18 protein-coding genes are annotated in these 19,645 nt (G+C 68.3%); 6 read left to right on the forward strand and 12 right to left on the reverse strand.

Annotated features, from left to right (window positions below; genetic code table 11):
• Positions 1 to 71 precede the first annotated feature (71 nt).
• The gene (locus JIM94_RS09455; protein WP_200253636.1) at positions 72 to 1,280 is read right to left on the reverse strand and encodes an acetate kinase; all 1,209 of its coding nucleotides are present in this window, start codon (positions 1,278 to 1,280) and stop codon (positions 72 to 74) included.
• The gene (gene pta, locus JIM94_RS09460; protein WP_200253638.1) at positions 1,280 to 2,692 is read right to left on the reverse strand and encodes a phosphate acetyltransferase; all 1,413 of its coding nucleotides are present in this window, start codon (positions 2,690 to 2,692) and stop codon (positions 1,280 to 1,282) included. Before pta ends, JIM94_RS09455 begins: the two co-directional genes overlap by 1 nt.
• 424 nt (positions 2,693 to 3,116) lie before the next feature.
• Between pta and JIM94_RS09465 the strand changes: the two genes are divergently transcribed.
• The gene (locus JIM94_RS09465; protein ID WP_200253640.1) at positions 3,117 to 4,481 is read left to right on the forward strand and encodes an FAD-dependent oxidoreductase; all 1,365 of its coding nucleotides are present in this window, start codon (positions 3,117 to 3,119) and stop codon (positions 4,479 to 4,481) included.
• 118 nt (positions 4,482 to 4,599) lie between these two features.
• The gene (locus JIM94_RS09470; RefSeq protein ID WP_200253646.1) at positions 4,600 to 5,106 is read left to right on the forward strand and encodes a GNAT family N-acetyltransferase; all 507 of its coding nucleotides are present in this window, start codon (positions 4,600 to 4,602) and stop codon (positions 5,104 to 5,106) included.
• Between the two features lie 33 nt (positions 5,107 to 5,139).
• Here JIM94_RS09470 and purT read toward each other — a convergent pair whose 3' ends face one another.
• Positions 5,140 to 6,363 carry a formate-dependent phosphoribosylglycinamide formyltransferase gene (gene purT / locus JIM94_RS09475; protein ID WP_200253647.1) on the reverse strand — a complete coding sequence of 408 codons (1,224 nt, stop codon included), beginning with the start codon at positions 6,361 to 6,363 and terminating at the stop codon, positions 5,140 to 5,142.
• A 167-nt stretch (positions 6,364 to 6,530) separates the two neighbouring features.
• On the opposite strand from purT, the gene JIM94_RS09480 reads away from it, so the two are divergent.
• The 3 genes from JIM94_RS09480 to JIM94_RS09490 all read left to right on the forward strand — a co-directional run bounded on the left by JIM94_RS09480 (position 6,531) and on the right by JIM94_RS09490 (position 9,575).
• Positions 6,531 to 7,043: a phosphoribosyltransferase gene (locus JIM94_RS09480; protein WP_200253648.1), complete on the forward strand. Its 513-nt coding sequence runs from the start codon at positions 6,531 to 6,533 to the stop codon at positions 7,041 to 7,043.
• A gap of 97 nt (positions 7,044 to 7,140) precedes the next feature.
• A complete protein-coding gene (locus tag JIM94_RS09485; protein ID WP_200253649.1) occupies positions 7,141 to 8,001 on the forward strand; it encodes an ABC transporter ATP-binding protein in 861 nt (286 codons plus the stop codon).
• On the forward strand, positions 7,998 to 9,575 hold the full coding sequence (locus tag JIM94_RS09490; protein ID WP_200253650.1) for a hypothetical protein: 1,578 nt from the start codon (positions 7,998 to 8,000) through the stop codon (positions 9,573 to 9,575). Before JIM94_RS09485 ends, JIM94_RS09490 begins: the two co-directional genes overlap by 4 nt.
• Before the next feature lie 63 nt (positions 9,576 to 9,638).
• Here the strand turns inward: JIM94_RS09490 and JIM94_RS09495 are convergent, their stop codons facing one another.
• Together JIM94_RS09495 and JIM94_RS09500 are read right to left on the reverse strand one after the other, a co-directional pair.
• The gene (locus JIM94_RS09495) at positions 9,639 to 10,073 is read right to left on the reverse strand and encodes a DoxX family protein (protein WP_200253651.1); all 435 of its coding nucleotides are present in this window, start codon (positions 10,071 to 10,073) and stop codon (positions 9,639 to 9,641) included.
• A 245-nt stretch (positions 10,074 to 10,318) separates the two neighbouring features.
• On the reverse strand, positions 10,319 to 11,608 hold the full coding sequence (locus tag JIM94_RS09500; protein WP_200253652.1) for an adenylosuccinate synthase: 1,290 nt from the start codon (positions 11,606 to 11,608) through the stop codon (positions 10,319 to 10,321).
• 106 nt (positions 11,609 to 11,714) lie between these two features.
• Here JIM94_RS09500 and JIM94_RS09505 point away from each other — a divergent pair, with 106 nt between their 5' ends.
• Positions 11,715 to 12,617 (forward strand): hypothetical protein, encoded by a 903-nt coding sequence (locus JIM94_RS09505; RefSeq protein ID WP_200253653.1) that lies wholly within the window; start codon positions 11,715 to 11,717, stop codon positions 12,615 to 12,617.
• 16 nt (positions 12,618 to 12,633) lie between these two features.
• On the opposite strand, the gene JIM94_RS09510 is transcribed toward JIM94_RS09505, so the two are convergent.
• The 7 genes from JIM94_RS09510 to JIM94_RS09540 all read right to left on the reverse strand — a co-directional run bounded on the left by JIM94_RS09510 (position 12,634) and on the right by JIM94_RS09540 (position 19,607).
• Complete coding sequence (locus JIM94_RS09510; RefSeq protein ID WP_200253654.1) at positions 12,634 to 12,825, reverse strand: hypothetical protein; 192 nt, start codon at positions 12,823 to 12,825, stop codon at positions 12,634 to 12,636.
• Positions 12,826 to 13,014: 189 nt separating this feature from the next.
• On the reverse strand, positions 13,015 to 14,169 hold the full coding sequence (locus tag JIM94_RS09515) for an FUSC family protein (protein ID WP_200253655.1): 1,155 nt from the start codon (positions 14,167 to 14,169) through the stop codon (positions 13,015 to 13,017).
• 195 nt (positions 14,170 to 14,364) lie between these two features.
• Positions 14,365 to 15,399, reverse strand: a complete 1,035-nt coding sequence (fbaA, locus tag JIM94_RS09520; RefSeq protein WP_200253656.1) for a class II fructose-bisphosphate aldolase — start codon at positions 15,397 to 15,399, stop codon at positions 14,365 to 14,367.
• Positions 15,400 to 15,708: 309 nt separating this feature from the next.
• Entirely contained in the window at positions 15,709 to 16,908 is a 1,200-nt protein-coding gene (locus JIM94_RS09525) for a glycoside hydrolase family 76 protein (RefSeq protein WP_200253657.1), read from the reverse strand.
• A gap of 76 nt (positions 16,909 to 16,984) precedes the next feature.
• Positions 16,985 to 17,683 carry a TrmH family RNA methyltransferase gene (locus tag JIM94_RS09530; RefSeq protein WP_234039623.1) on the reverse strand — a complete coding sequence of 233 codons (699 nt, stop codon included), beginning with the start codon at positions 17,681 to 17,683 and terminating at the stop codon, positions 16,985 to 16,987.
• A complete protein-coding gene (gene pyrE / locus JIM94_RS09535) occupies positions 17,676 to 18,224 on the reverse strand; it encodes an orotate phosphoribosyltransferase (RefSeq protein WP_200253658.1) in 549 nt (182 codons plus the stop codon). The genes JIM94_RS09530 and pyrE overlap by 8 nt, the downstream gene beginning before the upstream one ends.
• Before the next feature lie 6 nt (positions 18,225 to 18,230).
• Entirely contained in the window at positions 18,231 to 19,607 is a 1,377-nt protein-coding gene (locus JIM94_RS09540; RefSeq protein WP_200253660.1) for a type III secretion system chaperone family protein, read from the reverse strand.
• Positions 19,608 to 19,645 lie beyond the last annotated feature (38 nt).

Consider the following 19,645-nt stretch of genomic DNA (forward strand, 5'->3'; position numbering starts at 1 on the left):
GGACACACCATCCCCCCGACAGAGAGAGGGCCCGCCCGGGTTCCCCCTGGACGGGCCCTCTCTCTGTCGACTCAGCGACCGCGGTTGGCGAGCTCGACCGCGTAGCGGGCGATGGCCAGTTCCTCGTTCGTCGGTATGACGAAGACCTTGACCGGGGAGTCGTCGGTGGAGATCTCGCGGGCGACGCCGCTGCGTTCGGCGTTGCGCTCCGAGTCGATCCGGATGCCGAAGTTCTCGAGGTTCGCCATCGCGTCCGCGCGGACGTTCGCCGCGTTCTCGCCGACACCGGCGGTGAACGTGATCGCGTCGACCCGCCCGAGGGCGATCATGTAGCTGCCGATGTAGCGGCGCAGCTGGTGGATGTAGACGTTGTAGGCGAGGAACGCGTCCTCGTTGTTGTCCTCGATGAGTTCCCCGAGCGCCCGGAAGTCGTTGACCCCGGAGATGCCCTTCACGCCGGAGTCGCGGTTGAGCAGGCGGTCGATCTCGTCGATGGACATGCCCGCCGAGCGGTGCAGGTGGAAGACGATGCCGGGGTCGATGTCACCGGACCGGGTACCCATGACGAGGCCCGCGAGCGGGGTCATGCCCATGGAGGTGTCGATCGCCCGGCCGCCACGGACGGCGGTGGCGGAGGCACCGTTACCCAGGTGCAGGGTGATCTGGTTGACCTCGGCGGCGGGCCTGCCGAGCAGCTCCGGGACGTGCCGGGAGACGTACTCGTGGCTGGTGCCGTGGAAACCGTAGCGGCGGATGCCGTGTTCCGCGGCGACGTCCTTGTTGATCGCGTAGAGCGCGGCGGCGGGCGGCATCGAGTGGTAGAAGCCGGTGTCGAAGACGGCGACGTGCGGGACGTCGGGGAGGATCCGACGGGCGACCTCGATGCCGTCGATGTTCGCGGGGTTGTGCAGTGGTGCGAGCGGAATCAGGTCGCGGATCATGCCGACGATCTCGTCGGTGATGATCTCCGGTGAGGAGAACAGGATGCCGCCGTGGACGACGCGGTGCCCGACGGCGGTGATGTCCACCTCGGCGGGGCCGCAGCCGTGTTCGTTCATCAGCTCGAAGGCCATGTCGAGTCCGACGTTGTGGTCCGGGATCGGCGCGGTGGTGGTGTGGGTCTCTCCCGCGTACTTCAGGGTGACCTTCCCCTGCGGTTCGCCGATCTGCTCGACCAGGCCGGAGGCGAAGGGCTCGTCGGTGGCGTGGCGCTCCGGATCGACCAGCTGAAACTTGATCGACGACGACCCCGAGTTGAGGACGAGTGCGAGGTCGGACATTACTTGGCTCCTGCCTGGATCGCGGTGATGGCGACGGTGTTGACGATGTCACGCACGGTGGCACCACGGGAAAGGTCGTTGACGGGCCTCTTCAGTCCCTGGAGCACGGGTCCGACGGCGAGGGCGTCGGCGGTGCGCTGGACGGCCTTGTAGGCGATGTTCCCGGCCTCGAGGTCGGGGAACACGAGGACGTTGGCCCGGCCCGCGACAGCGGATTCGGGCATCTTCTTCTCCGCGACGCCGGCGTCGATGGCGGCGTCGAACTGGAGCGGCCCGTCGACGGCGACGTCGGGGGCGAGTTCCCGGGCCGCGGCGACGGCCTGCGTCGCGCGGTCCACGTCCTCACCGCTGCCGGAGCTGCCGGTGGAGTAGGACAGGACGGCGACCTTCGGGTCGATGCCGAACTGCGCGGCGGTGCGGGCGGAGACGACGGCGATCTCGCCGAGCTCGGCGGCCGTCGGGTTGGGCATGACGGCACAGTCGCCGAAGGACCACAGCCTGCCCTGCAGCACCATGAGGAAGATGGAGGACACGAAGCTCACGTCCGGCGCGGTCTTGATGATCTGGAGGGAGGGCTTGATGGTGTGGGCCGTGGTGTGTGCGGCGCCGGAGACCATGCCGTCGGCGCGGCCGGTGTGGATCATCATGGTGCCGTAGTAGGAGATGTCGCGCATCGTCTCGCGCGCCTGCTCGAGGGTGACGCCCTTGCTCTTGCGCAGTTCGGCGAATTCTTCGGCGAAGACCTCGGCGTCCGGGTCGGTCAGATGGTTCACCAGGTGTGCGGCGGAGAGGTCGAGTCCGAGGTCCTCGGCGCGACGTCGGACGTCCTCCACGTCGCCGAGGATGGTCAGTTCACAGACGTCCTGTGCCAGCAGCTGGTGGGCGGCGGTGAGGATGCGGTCGTCCTCGCCTTCGGGCAGGACGATGTGGGTGCGCTTCCGGCGGGCCTGCCCGAGCAGCCAGTGCTCGAAGAGCGCGGGGCTCATCACGGGCTCGACGGCGGTCTCCCCCAGTTCGGAGACGGCGGTGTCCAGTGCGGAACCGTCGGTCGGGTCGGAGAGGGTGACGACACCCGCGCCGTGCGCCTCCGCCTCGGCCACGGCGAGGTCGGTCAGGGTGGAGTCCCCGCCGGTGACGATGAGCAGCGGTACGCCGAGTGCCGCCGCACAGCGGGCGTCGAAGGTGACACTGCCGGTGCCGACGAGTAGCGCGGCGCCCGATCCCAGCGGATCCGAACCGATGACGGCGGACACCGTCACCTCGCCGTCGATCAACGGACGGGCCTCGACGCCGAGGCGCTCCGCGAGGGCTGTGGTGTCGATCTCGGTGAGGTCACGGCCGGCGGTGGTGAGGAGCGCCGGGCGGGGGGTGGAGGTCACGTGGAGTCCTTTCTGTGTGTCGCGCGGGCGCATGCGGCCACAGCGTGACGCGTCATGCGGCCAACGCACCTGCACTGTGGCACAGGCTGGCCTCTGTCATTGTCTGTGATTCACCACATAGTTTAGCCACGGAAACCCGCCCGGACACCCGTTACCGTCCACCCGGGCACCACCGGAACAACGCCGCACGGGAAATTCCCCCGGAAACACCCCTGCACACAGCCCCGCAGGGATCACACGTGAGGTTCGGCACCTTCTTCCGTGTCGCCCCCCGCGTCCGGTGACGGAGGGGCGTGTTCCGGGTCCGGGAAGCCTCCGGGGAGGGCATGTGTGACCGGGACCACCACCGATGCCGGCGATGAAGGATATCCTGGCATGAATCCGCACCGACCACGTAGAGTAGTCAGAGCTGTCTATTCATCTGTCCTCGACAAATTCACCAAGGATGTCCACTGATATGTCTCGTCCCCTCCGGGTAGCCGTGATCGGAGCCGGTCCCGCCGGCATCTACGCCTCCGATCTGCTGATGAAGTCCGACACCGATGTCGCCATCGACCTCTACGAGCGCATGCCCGCGCCGTTCGGCCTGATCCGCTACGGAGTCGCCCCCGACCACCCGCGCATCAAGGGGATCGTGATGTCTCTGCACAAGGTGCTGGACAAGCCGGAGCTGCGGTTGCTCGGCAACGTCGACGTCGGCACCGACGTCACCGTCGAGGAGCTGAAGGAGTACTACGACGCGGTGGTCTTCTCCACCGGCGCGACGGGCGACCGGGACCTCGACATCCCCGGTTCCGATCTCCCCGAACACCACGGTGCCGGTGAGTTCGTCGGTTTCTACGACGGCAACCCGGATTTCTCCCGCGAGTGGGACCTGTCCGCGAAGTCCGTCGCCGTCGTCGGTGTCGGCAACGTCGCACTCGACATCGCGCGTGTCCTGGCGAAGACCGGTGACGAGCTCCACGTCACCGAGATCCCGGACAACGTCTACGAGTGCCTGAAGAACAATCAGGCCACCGAGGTCCACGTCTTCGGCCGGCGCGGGCCCGCGCAGGCGAAGTTCACGCCGCTGGAGCTGAAGGAGCTCGATCACTCGGACACCATCGAGGTCGTCGTCGACCCCGAGGACATCGACTACGACGAGGCGTCCATCGAGGCCCGCCGGAACTCGAAGACCACCGACCTCGTCTGCTCCGTCATCGAGCAGTACGCGATCCGTGACCCCAAGGGCGCGCCGCACAAACTGTTCATCCACTTCTTCGAGTCCCCGGTCGAGATCATCGGCGAGGACGGCCACGTCGTCGGGCTGCGGACGGAGCGCACCGAACTCGACGGAACCGGCAACGTCCGGGGAACCGGCACGTTCACCACCTGGGATGTCCAGGCGGTGTACCGCGCCGTCGGTTACCGTTCCGATCCTGTCGCCGACATCCCCTTCGACACCGTCCGCAACGTCATCCCGAACGACGGCGGACACGTCCTCGATCCGGAGACCGGTGCACCGATCGCCGGTTACTACGCCACCGGCTGGATCAAGCGTGGACCCGTGGGGCTGATCGGCAACACGAAGGGTGACGCGAAGGAGACGACCGAGATGCTGCTCGCCGACTGGGCGAACGGCACCCTGACGCCCGCCGCCAACCCGGACGAGGATGCGGTCCTCGGGTTCCTCGACGGCAAGGGCATCGAGTACACCACGTGGGAGGGCTGGCACCGCCTGGACGCCGCCGAGCGGAAGGCCGGCGAGGCCGAGGGCCGTGAACGCAAGAAGATCGTCGAGTGGGAGGAGATGGTCGCCCACGCCAGGGCGGAGCAGGACTGACCTCCCGGCACCACTCCCCCGCCCCCGTGTCCCGAGGCACGGCCGGGCGGGGGTTTCGTGGTTCCGGGACATCCCCGGAGACTGGGCCGGGTCATCCCGCCGACAGTATGCTCGAGGGATGAACACCTACTTCACCGTGTCCAACCTGAACCAGATGAGCGCCCTCGAGGTGCACCGCATCTACAAGCTGCGGGTGGATGTCTTCGTCAACGAGCAGCAGTGCCCCTACGCGGAGATCGACGACACCGACGCACTGCCGGACACGTTCCACATCCGGGCCAACGACCGTACCGGCGCCCTGGCCGGCTACGCCCGCATCTACCCGGACACCGGTGCCGGGTTCCGGGCGAAGTGCGGCGGCGGGGTCGACATCGACGATGACCGCCGGCTCTGGCAGTTCGGCCGGTTCTGCATCGCCCCCGCCGCGCGCGGCACCGGGCTCGGGGCCGCGATCATGAAGGACGCGCTGAAGCTCGCGCACGAGCAGAACCCGGACGCCGATGTGGCGATCACGGCGCAGACCCCGTTGCGGGGTTACTACGAGGGCTACGGTTTCACCGTCTGCGGCGACGAGTTCGACTGGGACGGGATGATGCACCTGCCGATGGTGCGCCCCGCCGGCTGAGCGCACCCGCCCGGTGTCTCCCGGGCGACCGGCTCAGTGCCGGTCGGACGTGGTGTGGACCTCGACGGCCGCGGCCGCTGCGGTGGCCCGCTCGCGGGCGGTGGCGGTGTCCTCGGCGGTGGCCAGGGCGACGCCCATCCGGCGGCGGGTGAACGCCTCCGGCTTGCCGAAGAGCCGGACGTCCGCCTCGGCCACCGCGAGCGCGGCCCCGAGGCCGCTGTAGCTCACGGCCGGGGCGTCGACGCCGCCGTAGATGACGGCGGAGGCGCCGGGTGAGGTGAGGGTGACGTCGATCGGCAGGCCGAGGATCGCGCGGGCGTGGAGATCGAACTCGGAGAACCGCTGGGACGCCATGGTGACCATGCCCGTGTCGTGGGGCCGGGGCGAGACCTCCGAGAAGTAGACGTCGTCGCCGAGGACGAAGAGCTCCACACCGAACACCCCGCGCCCGCCGAGGGCGTTGGTGATGCGCGCGGCGACGGACCGGGCGTTGTCCGCCGCTGCGGGGGTCAGCTGCATGGGCTGCCAGGATTCGACGTAGTCACCGTCCTGCTGGCGGTGGCCGATGGGTTCACAGAACCAGGTCGCGGGTTCCCCGGTGGCGGCGTCGATCGACCGGACGGTGAGCAGCGTGATCTCGTGGTCGAACTCGACGAACCCCTCGACGATGACGCGGTCGCCCGCGACCCGGGCCCCGGCGCGGGCGTGTTCCCAGGCGCGGTCGACCTCGTCGGCGGAACGGACCACGCTTTGTCCCTTCCCGGAGGAACTCATGACCGGCTTGACCACGCACGGGTAGCCCATCTCCCCGACCGCGTCGACGAATTCGTCGTAACGGGAGGCGAACGCGTAGGAGCTGGTGGGCAGGCCGAGTTCCTCGGCCGCCAGGCGGCGGATGCCCTCCCGGTTCATGGTGATCCGGGTCGCGCGGGCGGTGGGGACGACGGTGGCGGCACCGGCTTCCTCGATCTCGGTGAGGGCGTCGGTGGCCAGGGCCTCGATCTCGGGGACGATGAAGTGTGGACGGATCTCGTCGACGAGCGCGCGGACGGCCGCCGCATCGGTCATGTCCAGGGTGTGGTGGGTGTGGGCGACCTGTCCGGCGGGCGCACCGTCGTACCTGTCCGCCGCGTGCACCTCGACCCCGAGACGCTGGAAGGCGATCGTGACCTCCTTGCCCAGTTCACCCGCCCCGAGCAGGAGGACGCGGGTCGCCGACCCGGTCTGCGGTGTGCCGATCATCTCGGGGGTGTACATGTGCTGTGTCCTCACGTCGCTGCGGGTGTTTCTCGTGGTGCAGTATCGCACAGGGGTGAACGTCGTGGGGGCGTCACCGCACCCCGGGCCCGGCGCGCGGGGTACCCTGCGCGCCGGCGGTGCACCGGCGTGCGGCATCACCGGGCCGGAACCGCTACCATCGACCCATGGCCTACCATGCAGACTCGACCGATCTCGAGACCAAGGAAATTCTGACCTGGGAGGGCTTCGGTGCCGCCTCCAGGGAACTCGCCCAGATCGTGGTGGACAGCGACTTCGATCCGGAGATCATCATCGCCGTCGCCCGCGGCGGTCTTCTCCCCGCGGGAGCGCTGAGCTACGCGATGGGGGTGAAGCTCGCCGACACGATGAACGTCGAGTTCTACACCGACGTCCACGAGACCCTCCCCGATCCGGTCCTGCTGGAGCCCCTGCTGGACACCTCCGCGATCGCCGGCAGGAAGCTGCTCGTCGTCGACGATGTCGCCGATTCTGGGCGGACGCTGGCTCTCGTCCTCGAGATCCTGGAGAAGGCCGGCGCGGAGTGTCGTTCCGCCGTGCTGTACGGCAAGTCGCAGTCGGTGATCCGGCCCGATTTCGTGTGGAAGCACACCGACGAGTGGATCGTGTTCCCGTGGTCGGCCGAGCAGCCCGTGGTGCCCTCCACCGAACAGGATTAGGCGACCGGGGAGGGTGGCCCGCGCCGCCCGTCAGCCCACGGGTTGATTCCGGCGGGAGGCCTTGCGGCCCCGCTCCGGGGACACGCACACTGTGTCCATGACCCTTCCCACCGATTCAGCCCATCTCGATCCACTGAACCCGGACCCCACGTCGGTGGCGCTCGCCTGGCGCGGTGTCACCAAACGGTTCGGGGACAACCCGGCCGTCGCGGATCTGTCCCTCGACATCCCCCACGGGAGTTTCTACGGGATCGTCGGCCCCAACGGCGCCGGGAAGACCACGGCGATCACCATCGCCACGGGTCTGCTCCGCCCGGACACGGGCGCGACCTGGGTGTGCGGTGCCGATGTCTGGGGTGGCGGTGCCCTCGACGCGAAGCGGGCCTACGGTCTGCTCGCCGACGGCCTGCCGACGTTCGACCGGCTCAGCGGAGCCGAGTACCTCGAGTATCTCGGTCGGCTGCGGGGGATGGACCCGGCGACCGTCGCCGAGCGCGCCCACGGTCTGCTGGACGCCCTGGACCTGACCGCCGCCGGGGAGAAGCTCATCGTCGACTACTCGGCCGGCATGACGAAGAAGATCCTGCTCGCGGGCGCTCTGCTGCACCGGCCGCGGATCCTGATCCTGGATGAGCCCTTCGAGGCGGTCGACCCGGTCTCCGGCCGGGTGATCCGCTCGATTCTCGACGCCTTCGTGCGCGGCGGCGGCACCGTCGTGATGAGTTCCCACGTCATGGAGCTGGTCGAGGGACTCTGCGACCACGTCGCACTGATCGCCGACGGTCGCGTGGTCGCCTCCGGGACCGTCGATGACGTCCGGGGAACCGGATCGCTGGGGGACGCGTTCATCAATCTGGTCGGCGGCGGCGAACTCGACGAGGGATCCCTCGGTTGGCTCGGATCGGCCACCGGTCCGGAGAGGTCCGGCGCCGGGGATGACGGAGGTGACGACCGGTGACACGTACCCTGATCCAGCTCCACCGCACCCTGCGGAAACGGTCCCTGAAGGCGCAGCCGTCGCAGTGGTTCATGATCATCTTCATCTGGGTCTACGGCGTGATCGGCGCGCTGTCCCTCGGCGGCATGACCCTCAACGAGCAGCTGACCGGGAACCAGTCCGCGCTCTCCCTCTCACTCGGTGTGGGGGTGCTGGCGTACTGGGTTCTCGCGTTCATCTACCCGTCCAGTGAGAACCAGCTGACCCCCGGCTGGTTCGCCCCGCTGCCGGTGGCGGCCCGGGAACTGCTGCCGGGCTTCATTCTGGCGGCGTTCCTCCAGTCCCGCGGTTACCTCGCGGTGCTCAACTCGGTGATCACGTTCGGTTTCGGCACCGTCGGACTGGTTCTCACGGGCCACGCGTGGGTCGTCCCGTTCTGGTTGCTGGCCGTCGTCGCGGCTCTCGCGCTGAGCATCTGCGGCGCCGAGGCGTGGATCGTGTTCGGTGTGCTGTCCGGTGGGCGGTCCCGGCGGGAGAAACTGTCCATGGCCGGTGGCGTGGTGTTCATCCTCGTCATCATCGGGTTCAACATGGTGGTGAACTCGGCTATCGGCGTGGACACCGCGAGGGTCACCCGGATTCTCGGTTACACGCCCTTCGGCGGAGCGGGCGGTGCCGCCGGCAGTCTCGCCGACGGAGCCTGGGCGACCGCGGCCGTTCAGGCCGTCATCGGCGTCGTTCTGCTCCCGGTGCTCTGGGGGGCGTGGCACCGGGCACTGACCAGATCGTTCACCCAGGTGACGGAAACCGGTTCCGGGTCCCGGACCCGGCAGCGGGGTCGGCTGATGCTGCGTGGAGTTCCGGCGACGGTCGGCGGAGCCCTCTACTCCCGCGCGCTCCTGTACTGGGTGCGGGACTCACGGTTGCTCTACAGCCTGATCTCGCTGCCGTTGTTCTCGATGTTCTTCCTGGTTCTCGGCGAGACGAGCGAGGACAGCAGGATGGAGTGGCTCGGTGCGTACATGATGGCCGCGGCGGCGACCCAGTACGTCGCCAACGCCTACGGCTACGACGGACCGGCGAACTGGGTGCACATGGCCGCCGGTGTCCCGGCGCGGACGATGGTGCGGGCCCGGGCTGCGGTGGCCGCGACCGTCTCCGTGCCCACGGTGGTGCTCTACGACACCGCACTCGGGGTGATCAGCGGGTTCTCCCCCCTGTGGCTGCTGACGACGGTGGTGACGGTCGGTGCCGTCCCTGCGGCTCTCGGATTCGGGTCACTGCTCAGCGTGTTCAATCCGTTTCCGACGGCCCGCCCCGGAACGAATCCGATGAAGGACCGGTCCGGGTATTCCGGTGCCGCGTTCATCGCGGCGTTCGGTGGCCTGCTCGGTATCTGGCTGCCGCTGGTGCCGGGGATCATCATGATGGTGTCCGGTCGGGGTGAGGGCGTCGCGTCGCCGTTGTTCCTCGGCGGGATCGCCTGGATCGTGGTCGTCACCGTCGTCGTGTACGTGGTGGGCACCGGGGTCGCGACCCGGAAGTTGGACAGGTCGTGGCCGGAGATCTTCACGAAGGTCCGCAGCTACGCCTGAGACGGGGAGGGCCCCGATCCGTGTCGGATCGGGGCCCCTTTTTCCCTGATGTCGTGTGTGCGGTTAGACGTGTGCCGCGGTCGTGTCACGACCACCGCGTCCGAGGGCCGCGTCCAGGCTGTAGCGGCCTGCACCGGTCACGGCCAGGGCCACGCCGACGGCGGTGAGCATGAGGGTGTACTCGATGCCGCCGTCGGTGTTGAAGAAGCCGTTGGGCAGGTGCACGGAGATCATCGCTCCCGCCATCACGACCGCTGCGGCGATGGCGGCGATGCGGGTCGCGACGCCCAGTATCAGGGCCAGGCCCCCGAGGAGCTCGACGAGAATGGCGATCCACGCCATGATCTCGGGTGCGGGGAGGCTGGACATCGACGCGAATGCGGCGCCGGTCTGTCCGGGGCCCATGAGGAAGAGTTTCTGGAAACCGTGTGCGGTGAGGATGGCGCCGAAGATGAGTCGGATGATCAGCAGGCCGAGGTCGATCGGGGTGCGGGTCATTGGTGCTCCTTGGTTGGGTGTTCCTCCCGAGGGGATCCCGGGATGGTCGATGTAGTCCATTCACATCTTGTTGACACAACAGCAAGGTGGCGGCTTCCATTCCCGCCCCCCTTCCCCGCCCCGCGACCACCGCCTTCCACACCCGCCGAAAAAAGCGTGTGAGCAGCCCCTACGCCGACACACCCCGCCGTGAATAAAACCCCGCACCAGGCAGGTACGGGGTTTTATTCACGGCGACCGGAGAATCAGGACTCCATCACGTCGTTGATCACGATGGTCTGGTCGCGGCCCGGGCCGACACCGACGTAGGAGATGCGGCAGCCGGACAGCTCCTCCAGGCGGTTGAGGTAGTCCTGCGCGCGCTGCGGCAGTTCCTCGAAGGTCCGGCAGCCGGTGATGTCCTCGTCCCACGCGGGCATCGTCTCGTAGATGGGCTCGGCGTGGTGGAAATCGGACTGGCTGGTGGGCATCTCGTCGAAACGCGTGCCGTCGACGTCGTAGGCGACGCAGATCGGGATCTCCCCGATACCCGTGAGCACGTCGAGCTTGGTCACGAACAGGTCGGTGAAGCCGTTGACCCGGCTGGCGTAGCGCGCGACGACGGAGTCGTACCAGCCGCAGCGGCGCTTCCGGCCGGTGTTCACGCCGACCTCACCACCGGTGGTCTGCAGGAACTCGCCCCACTTGTCGAACAGCTCCGTCGGGAACGGGCCCGCGCCGACGCGGGTGGTGTAGGCCTTGATGATGCCCAGGGACGAGGTGATGCGGGTCGGTCCGATACCGGAGCCGACACACGCACCACCGGAGGTCGGATTCGACGACGTCACGAAGGGATAGGTGCCGTGGTCGACGTCGAGCATCGTCGCCTGGCCGCCCTCCATCAGCACGTGCTTCCCCTCGTCCAGGGCACGGTTGAGCTCCAGTTCCGCCTCGATGACCATCGGGCGGAGACGGTCCGCGTAGGACAGGAAGTAGTCGACGATCTGTTCCGGATCGATGGCCTTGCGGTTGTACATCTTGACCAGGATCTGGTTCTTCACGTCCAACGCCGAGGTGACCTTCTGACGCAGGATCGACTCGTCGAAGATGTCCTGCACGCGGATGCCGACGCGGGAGACCTTGTCCGCGTAGGTCGGTCCGATGCCCCGCCCGGTGGTGCCGATCGCGCGCTTGCCCAGGAAACGCTCCTGCACCCGGTCGAGGACCTGGTGGTACGGCGCGACGACATGGGCGTTCGCGGAGATCCGCAGCCGGGAGGCGTTCGCGCCACGGGCCTCGAGACCGTCGATCTCGTCGAACAGCGCCTCCAGGTTGATCACCACACCGTTACCCAGCACGGGCACGGCGTTCTCGCTCAGGACACCGGCGGGAAGGAGCTTCAGCTCGTACTTCTCGCCACCGACGACGACGGTGTGCCCGGCGTTGTTCCCGCCGTTCGGCTTGACCACGTAATCGACCTGGCATCCGAGGATGTCGGTGGCCTTACCTTTACCCTCGTCGCCCCACTGGGCTCCGACTACAACAATTGCGGCCATGGTTTAACACGCCTCTTCCGATAGCTCGACAGCATCGCCGCGGCGAACGCGGCACAGACGTCTGCCCATTCTACCCTCCACGACCGCGCGCGTATCATCTCTGACCATGCGAGTACTCTTCCTGGCCTGTGGCGGCTCCGACGGTCTACCGGTGAACCGGTCCGTACTCGATGACATCCGGGGGCTCAACGAGATCGCGGCCCTCGACGTCCTGGAGCTCCCCGACGTTCCCGGACGCCGGGATCTGGCCCCCCTCGACGACGCCGCGCGCGCCGCACTCCCCGTCGACCCGACCCCGAGCCTGGACGAGATCGCGAAGCGCCCCGACGTCGATCATCTCGGCGCCCCGGAGCGTGCGCCCCAGGAACCGGAGGAGGCGCTGCGCGTGGTCGTCTGCGGGACCGACGCGGCCCTGTCCGCCGTACTGACCAGGTTGATGCGCTCGGACAGGATGTGGGTGGAGGTCGGGTACGTACCGGCGGATCCGGAGTCCCCGGCGGCGGCGAACTTCGGGTTGCCCACCGATCCGGTCGACGCCCTCGCCCTCGCCCTCGGCGGGCGGGTCCACCCGGCCCCGTTGATCCGGGATGATTCGGCGGTCGCGGTCGCGGGCAGCGCGACGGTGTCCTGTGCCGATCCCGCCACCGAGATGACCGGCGAGGTCATCGTCGACGACGACACCCTCCTCAACCACCGGGCGGGTGGGAGAGCACCCCGTACCGGTCTCTACGGTGCCCGTCTCGTCCCGATGCTGGACGCCCCGGGGATCGCCGCCGTCGTCGCCGACAGCCCACTCGAACCGGTCCCCGGCGGGATCATCGACCGCCTGCTCCGCAGGAGCCGGCCGACGGGCACCGTGGATCCGACGACCCTGCGCACGGGCCGGGCACTGCAGGCCGGCGGACCGAACCTGCGGATCACCGTCGACGGTGTCCCGCGCCCCCGCCCCGCGGAACGGGTGACGTTCTACCGGCACCTGCGGGACCTGCAGATCGTCCGGCAGCCCTGATCTGTTCGACCGATACTCAGGGGGACGGGTCCCCCTGCTTTTTCGCGCGGGCGATGACGGCGACGAGCACGACCGCCGTGCCGACCGACAGAACGGCGAATCCACCGGTGAGCCGCCAGCCGTTGACCAGCAGGTTGGTGATGAGGACGAGTACCAGTGCGGCGGTGGCCGCCCACACGGGACGTGACTGGAGGACGTTCCGGTCCATGATCGCTCCACTTGCCTCTCTCCCCGCGTACGGGGAACGGTGGGATATTTCTGACCACGACAATAATCCGGCCGTCCCCGGCCTTCGGGGGTTTCATTCCCGCCGCGGAACGGCGGGCGGCATCACCGACGGTGCCCCCCGGACGGTGAGCGTCCGGGTCCTGCCTGCGGGCCACACAGCCGGGCGGAGCTACAGTTCGGGCTCGACGTGCGGGTGTGAACTGGTCGGGGCCAGTGCCGCCTGGGCGGATTTCCGTGACATGCCGCAGATCTGGAGGAGATCGACGATGATCGACCGGGACTGCCCGAGGATCATCTGCGCGGACAGCACCTTCCGGTCGGCGACCTCCGGTCCCGTCATCGCCGCGAGCACACGGAGACGGCGGACGAGCTGGGGGATCCGCTCGGATGTGCCGACCCGCTCACCACGGTCGAAGAGGTCCCCGAGAGCGGTCATGATGTCGGCGAGTTCCTCGAGGACCGCGATCTGGCGGGCGCTGACGTCGTCCCCGTCCTCGGTGAGGACCAGTGCCCGGCGGGCTAGGACCCGGGTGTTGCGCATGGCGTTGTCCACCGGGTTGAGTATCCGCATCAGTGACTTCACCCGCCGCCGGTTCCGCCAGTGCAGCGGCGACACGGTGGCCGCCTCCTTCCCGCTTTTCGCGGCGGCGATCAGGTTGTTGATGTTCGCCTGGGTGCCGCGCGCCTCCTGCAACGCGGCGTTGATCCCCTTCGTGTTGCCGTCCGTCAGATCGACGGCTACCTCCCTGAGGACGTGTCCGGCGATGGTGAGGATGGTGGCGATCTCCTGGCGTCCCCCGCGCAGCGGGGAGTTCGGGATCAGCGCGATGACGATGATGCCGACTGTTCCGCCGATGAAGGCGTCGAGCATCCTGTCGAGGCCACCGGATGTCCCGGGAGGGAAGATCGTGGCGATGAGCACGACGCCGATCGCCGCCTGCGTGGAGACGAGGGGCGACTTGTCCACGAGCACGGCGACGGACAGTGCGAGGAGGACGATGAACGTCATCTGCCAGGTGCCGGTACCCAACCAGGTCACCAGGAGGTCGCCGATGCCGACACCGAGGGGGACACCGATGTTGAGTTCCACCGCGCGGCGCAGTCTCTCACCGCCGGTGAGGCCGATGACGATGATGGCGGCCATGGGGGCGAAGAACACCGATTCATGGCCGAAGAGGTTGACCGCCACCCACCAGGACAGGCCTGCGGCGATGCCGCCCTGGAGGATGGAGACCCAGCTGAGACGCAGTCGACGGATCCCGGGTCGCAGCAGATCCTTCACCGCTGTCGCCGGATCGGGGACGGAGGATATTCGCCTGGCCATCTGTTAAGGATAGTTTCTTTCACGTCTGCGGTCCCGCCCCGCGTGCGGACCGGGTGGGGTTCACCGGGGGATACACGGCGGGACCCGCCCCACCGGCCTCCGGGGTGGCGTGCGGAAGACCCCACCCGGACGGTCGTGCGGTCAGCCGGGTGGGGCCGGTGCGGGCGGGGCGGTGGTCCGCTCCCGCCCGGGGTGTCACTTGGAGACGGTGGTGCCCACGGAGTGCAGGTCCTGGCAGGTCTCGATGACGCGCTCGGACATGCCCTGCTCGGCCTTCTTCAGGTAGGAGCGGGGGTCGTAGACCTTCTTGTTGCCGACCTCGCCGTCGATCTTCAGCACGCCGTCGTAGTTGCTGAACATGTGGCTGACGATCGGGCGGGTGAACGCGTACTGCGTGTCCGTGTCGACGTTCATCTTGATGACGCCGTACCGCAGCGCCTCCTCGATCTTCTCCTTCTCGGAACCGGAGCCGCCGTGGAAGACGAAGTCGAACGGCATGGCGTTCTCGTCGAGGCCGAGCTTCTTCGCGGCGGTGCGCTGACCCTCCAGCAGCACCTCCGGGCGCAGCTTCACGTTGCCGGGCTTGTACACGCCGTGGACGTTGCCGAAGGTGGCGGCCAGCAGGTAACGGCCGTTCTCGCCGGTGCCGATGGCGTCGACGGTCTTGGCGAAGTCCTCGGGCGAGGTGTAGAGCTGGGCGCCGGCCTTGGCCTCGACACCGTCCTCTTCACCACCGACGACACCGATCTCCAGCTCCAGGATGATGCGGGCCTTGCGGGCCTTCTCCAGGAGTTCCTGGGCGATCTGGAGGTTCTCGTCGATCGGGATGGCGGAACCGTCCCACATGTGGGACTGGAACAGCGGTGCCTCGCCACGGTCGACGCGCTCCTGCGAGATGGCGATCAGCGGACGCACGTAGGTGTCCAGCTTCTCCTTCTGGCAGTGGTCGGTGTGCAGGGCGACGTTGATGCCGTAGTTCTTCGCGGCCTCGTGGGCGTAGGCGGCGAGCGCGACGGCGCCCTTGACCATGTTCTTGACGGCCAGGCCGGAACCGAACTCCGCACCACCGGTGGAGAACTGGATGATGCCGTCGGACTCCGCCTCGGCGAAGCCCTTCAGCGCTGCGTTGATGGTCTCCGAGGAGGTGCAGTTGATGGCCGGGAAGGCGAAGCCTTCCTTCTTGGCCTTGTCAAGCATCTCGGCGTAGACCTCGGGGGTTGCGATGGGCATGTGCTCTCCTTTACGTGATGCGACGTCCTGTGCGTCGATCGCACCGTGGGGCCACGACCGTTGTGTTCACGGTCCGCGACCGCTGGTGCGGTCGTCCTGCCCTCAATTATGCCCCCACCGGCGACTTCTCGCCGCCCCTTGGCGCCCGATTTTGTGAATACATGCCCGATTGTCTGTTTTTTCGCGCCTGGTCCGGACAAATTCGCAGGTGATGAGACCGGGTCCGGTCCGCCACCCGGAACGTGAGATCGACCACTGCCCGATCAGGCGACCGGTCGGGCACGTTGCGCCGTCGCCCGGACGGTCCCGTCAGCCGTTGTACGTGTACCCGGCCGCGGAGACCTTCGCCGCCGCCTCGATGAGCATCCACCCGGACAGCTGCACCGACAGGTCCCGTTCCGGGATCTCGGAGCTGCGGACCGCGCCGGCGATCGAACTGCCGACCACCCCGGCGTTCCGGGGCAGGTTCGCGTCCGTGGTCCAGTCCACGCCGAACACCGGGAGGCCGTCGATCTCCAGGCGGTGCCGCCACACGGATTCCGCCGAGGCGAGGACCAGTCGGGCCGCGATCTTCCGCGTCGCCCTGTTCAACGGGGTGTCCTCCGACAGCCGCACGGCGATCTCCGCCAGGTACCGCGCCAGAATGCCCTTGAACAGTCCCCCGTCACCGCCACCCGTCCTGGCGTCGATCACGCCGGCCGGTGTCGCCATGTCCTTCGCCACGGCGTGCACCAGTTCGCGCAGCCGGGTGATCCACAGCATGAGGTGCTCGGCCTTCTCCGCGTCATCGATGCAGGTGATCGGCTGGCCGGGTTCCAGGCCCGCACGGTCCCGCAGTTTCTCGGAGATCTCGAGGCACGCGCCGAGGGTGACGCCCTGACAGTAGGGGTGGATGTCGCGGACGATCTCCGGGCCGTGCATCCGCAGCCGGACCCCGTCCATCACCAGGCCCTGTTCGTTGATGAGGTTGTCGAAGATCCAGTCGGTGAGCTCGATCGCCCGCTCGAGCCGGTCGGTCCGGGCCATCATGATCGCGGCGGGGCCGTTGGTGGGCACGTTGTAGAACGTCTCGTTGCTGCGCCACGGGAGAACACCGGTGAGATTGTCCGCACCGGCGATGATGTTGTGCTCCAGCGGGGCGACCGCCTTCGGCGTGCGGAACTTCCGGACCTCGTTGACGCGGGCCCCGGCGAGAGCGAGCCAGGCCTTGTCGTCGTAGTAGCGGTTCGCGGTGAGCCCCCGGAGATTGCGGATCCGCATGCCGCGCAGGGTCCGCCTGATCCGCTGCTGCCGGGCGGGTGTCGGGCGGCGGGCGGCGGCGTCGACGAGGCAGTCCAGGTAGTGGGCCTGCCACCAGTAGTGCCACCGGAGGAAGATCTTGTCCCGGGTCGTCGGGGGCCACGCCACGACCGCCAGATTGGTGTGGGGAAGCAGCCAGAGTCGACTCGAGTGCCGCTCGTTGATGGCGGCTTCGGCGAGGTCAGCGCGGTGAGCCCATTTTTCTTGCACGTTATGGTCCATCTCTCATGGTGGCCGAGGTGTTACTTGTCCCACGTCAGGCACCGTCTCTGCAGCACAAATGGTATCACCAGGATTGGTCGAGGTTCGCGTGCTGCGTCACCCACCGGTGCATCGCGATACCCGCGGCGACCCCCGCGTTGATCGACCGCGTCGAACCGAACTGCGCGATCGAACAGGTCATCAGCGCCCCCGCACGCGCGGCCTCCGTGACACCCGGCCCCTCCTGCCCGAACAACAGCAGGCACCGTTCCGGCAGCCGGGCGGTCTCCAGGGGAACGGATCCGGGCGTGTTGTCGACGGCGACGACCGTGATGTCCCGGGCGAGCGCCCACGCCAGCAGCGTGCCAACGTCCGGGTGGTGCAGCAGATGCTGGTACCGGTCGGTGACCATCGCGCCACGCCTGTTCCACCGACGCCGACCGACGATGTGCACGGTGTCCACGGCGAAGGCGTTGGCGGTACGGACGACGGTGCCGATGTTGGCGTCGTTCTCGAAGTTCTCGATCGCGACGTGCAGCGGGTGCCTGCGGGTGTCGATATCCGCGACGATCGCCTCACGCGTCATGTACCGGTAGGCGTCGACGACGTTGCGCCGGTCGCCCTCCGCGAGCAGCGTCGGATCGAAACGGGCGTCCGTCGGGAGCGGCTCACCCGGATGCTCCTCACTCCACGGACCGACACCGACGCGCCCCGCGCCCCATTCCGTCGGGCCGGGCTTTTCTCCGTCGTGTTCTCCCCGGGTGTCGGTCACCTTCTCACTCAAGGCCGAGGTCCGACAGTCCCAGCAGGAACCGGTAGTCGAGTCCGGCGTCGGCGAGAACCCTGTCCGCACCGGTCGCACGGTCGACGACCGTCGCGACACCCACGACCTCCGCACCCGCCTCCCGCAGCGCCTCCACGGCGGTGAGCGGCGAGTTACCGGTGGTGGTGGTGTCCTCGACGACGAGGACCTTCTTCTCGACGATGTCCGGCCCCTCGATCCGGCGCTGCATACCGTGCTTCTTCGTCTCCTTGCGCACGACGAAGGCGTCGATCGCCCGCCCGTCGGCGTGCATGACGGCGGTGGCCACGGGGTCGGCGCCGAGAGTCAGACCACCGACCGAGACATAGTCCCAGTCCGCGGTGAGTTCCCGCAGGAGCCGGCCGATCAGTTCCGACGCCCGGTGGTGCAGCGTCGCCCGCCGGAGATCGACGTAGTAGTCGGCCTCCCGACCGGAGGACAACGTCACCCGGCCGTGCACCACGGCGAGTTCCTTGACCAGTTCAGCGAGTTCTCTACGGGCTTCAGCGGATGAAAGGGTCACAGTGGTTCAGGGCTCCTCGGTTGCAGTCGGGTCATCGGTCTCCGGGGCACTGGCGGCTGCCCCGGTATCGGTGTCGGAATCGGTGAAGATGCTCGGCCCGGTGCGGAATGTCCGTGGGACACGCACCCCACCGGGCCGGGGGTCGACGTCCCCGCCGTCGGCGATCGCATCGATCTCATCACCACCGACGGCACGCGGTTCCACGGTACCGCGCTGCTCGGACCGGAAACGGCTGGGCAGTTCCACAGGCTCGTCGGGACGCTGCACGAGCGGCCGCACGACAGGCTCCGACCCGTCCTCCGCGACGCCGCCGGAACGATCCGTCGACCGGTGCGGTGCGGGCAGGGGGCGTGAGGGGTCCAGACCCTCCACGTCCCGGAGCGGAGTGTCCCCGTCCCGCGGGGGGAGGGTGCACGCGGAATCGGCGAGCAGAGCCAACGGTTCGAGGGCGGCGTCCCAGTCCTCCGGGGAACTCCGCCTGACCAGTTGCGCGATGACCCACCTCGACTCCGTCCAGACGGCGGTGACCGCAGCCGGAAGCGCATCCAACGCGGCGGAGACCCGCTCATCGACGAAACGCCCGGCGACATCGGGCTCCGCGCAGAACACGGCGAAATCCCCCAACCGGAGAACAGAGTCCCGGTCCTCCGCCGAACGCGTCATCTGCACGACGACCGCGCTACCGGTGACCCGCCTGAACGCGAGAACCGTCTCCGGCCCCAGATCAGCGAGATGGAACTCGTGCCCGGACGTCATCCCACTGACGACATCCTTCGCGGTGACACCCGCGCCAGCGGGTCCCCCGTTCCATTCATCACCGAGAAACGCGTCCCCCCTGCTGTAGTCGTGCCCGTGCGCGGACGCCCACCGACGGCGCTGCCGCCGCACCGACCCCGGCAGATGGAACCCACCGTGACCGCCACCCACCGACACCCGGCTCCGCTCCCCCCGTGCCACGACTGGAGTCCCCACGGTGACGGGGTCCACCTCCACGGCATCGGGTTCCCCCATCCGTGCGTCCCTGTCCTCCGGACTCAGGACCTGCACATCACGCAACTGATCCTCGACCTCCACGTCGATCACGTCCACTCCGACGTCAGGGTCCCCATCCTCCCCGGGCCCGTCCGGCTCCCCGGAGGACTCCGCACGATCAGGACCCCGGTCCCCCTCCCACTGCGCGGCGACACCGTCAGACGCGCCACCGACGACCGGCCCAGGCACGGCCCCAGAGGTGGACGGAACTGCGTCACCGGCATCCGTGACATCAACGTCAGCGGAATCCGACCGGCGAGCCAGAGCGTCCCGACGATTCGCGACGAGAACCAGGGCAACAGCACCGGCGCCCGAGGCACCGGCGAACAGGAGAAGAGTTTCGCTTAACATTTGGCTCCGAGTCTAGCGCCCCGTGCACGGGGCAGGTG

This window comes from Corynebacterium pygosceleis, assembly GCF_016595275.2.
Taxonomy (GTDB): Bacteria; Actinomycetota; Actinomycetes; order Mycobacteriales; family Mycobacteriaceae; genus Corynebacterium; species Corynebacterium pygosceleis.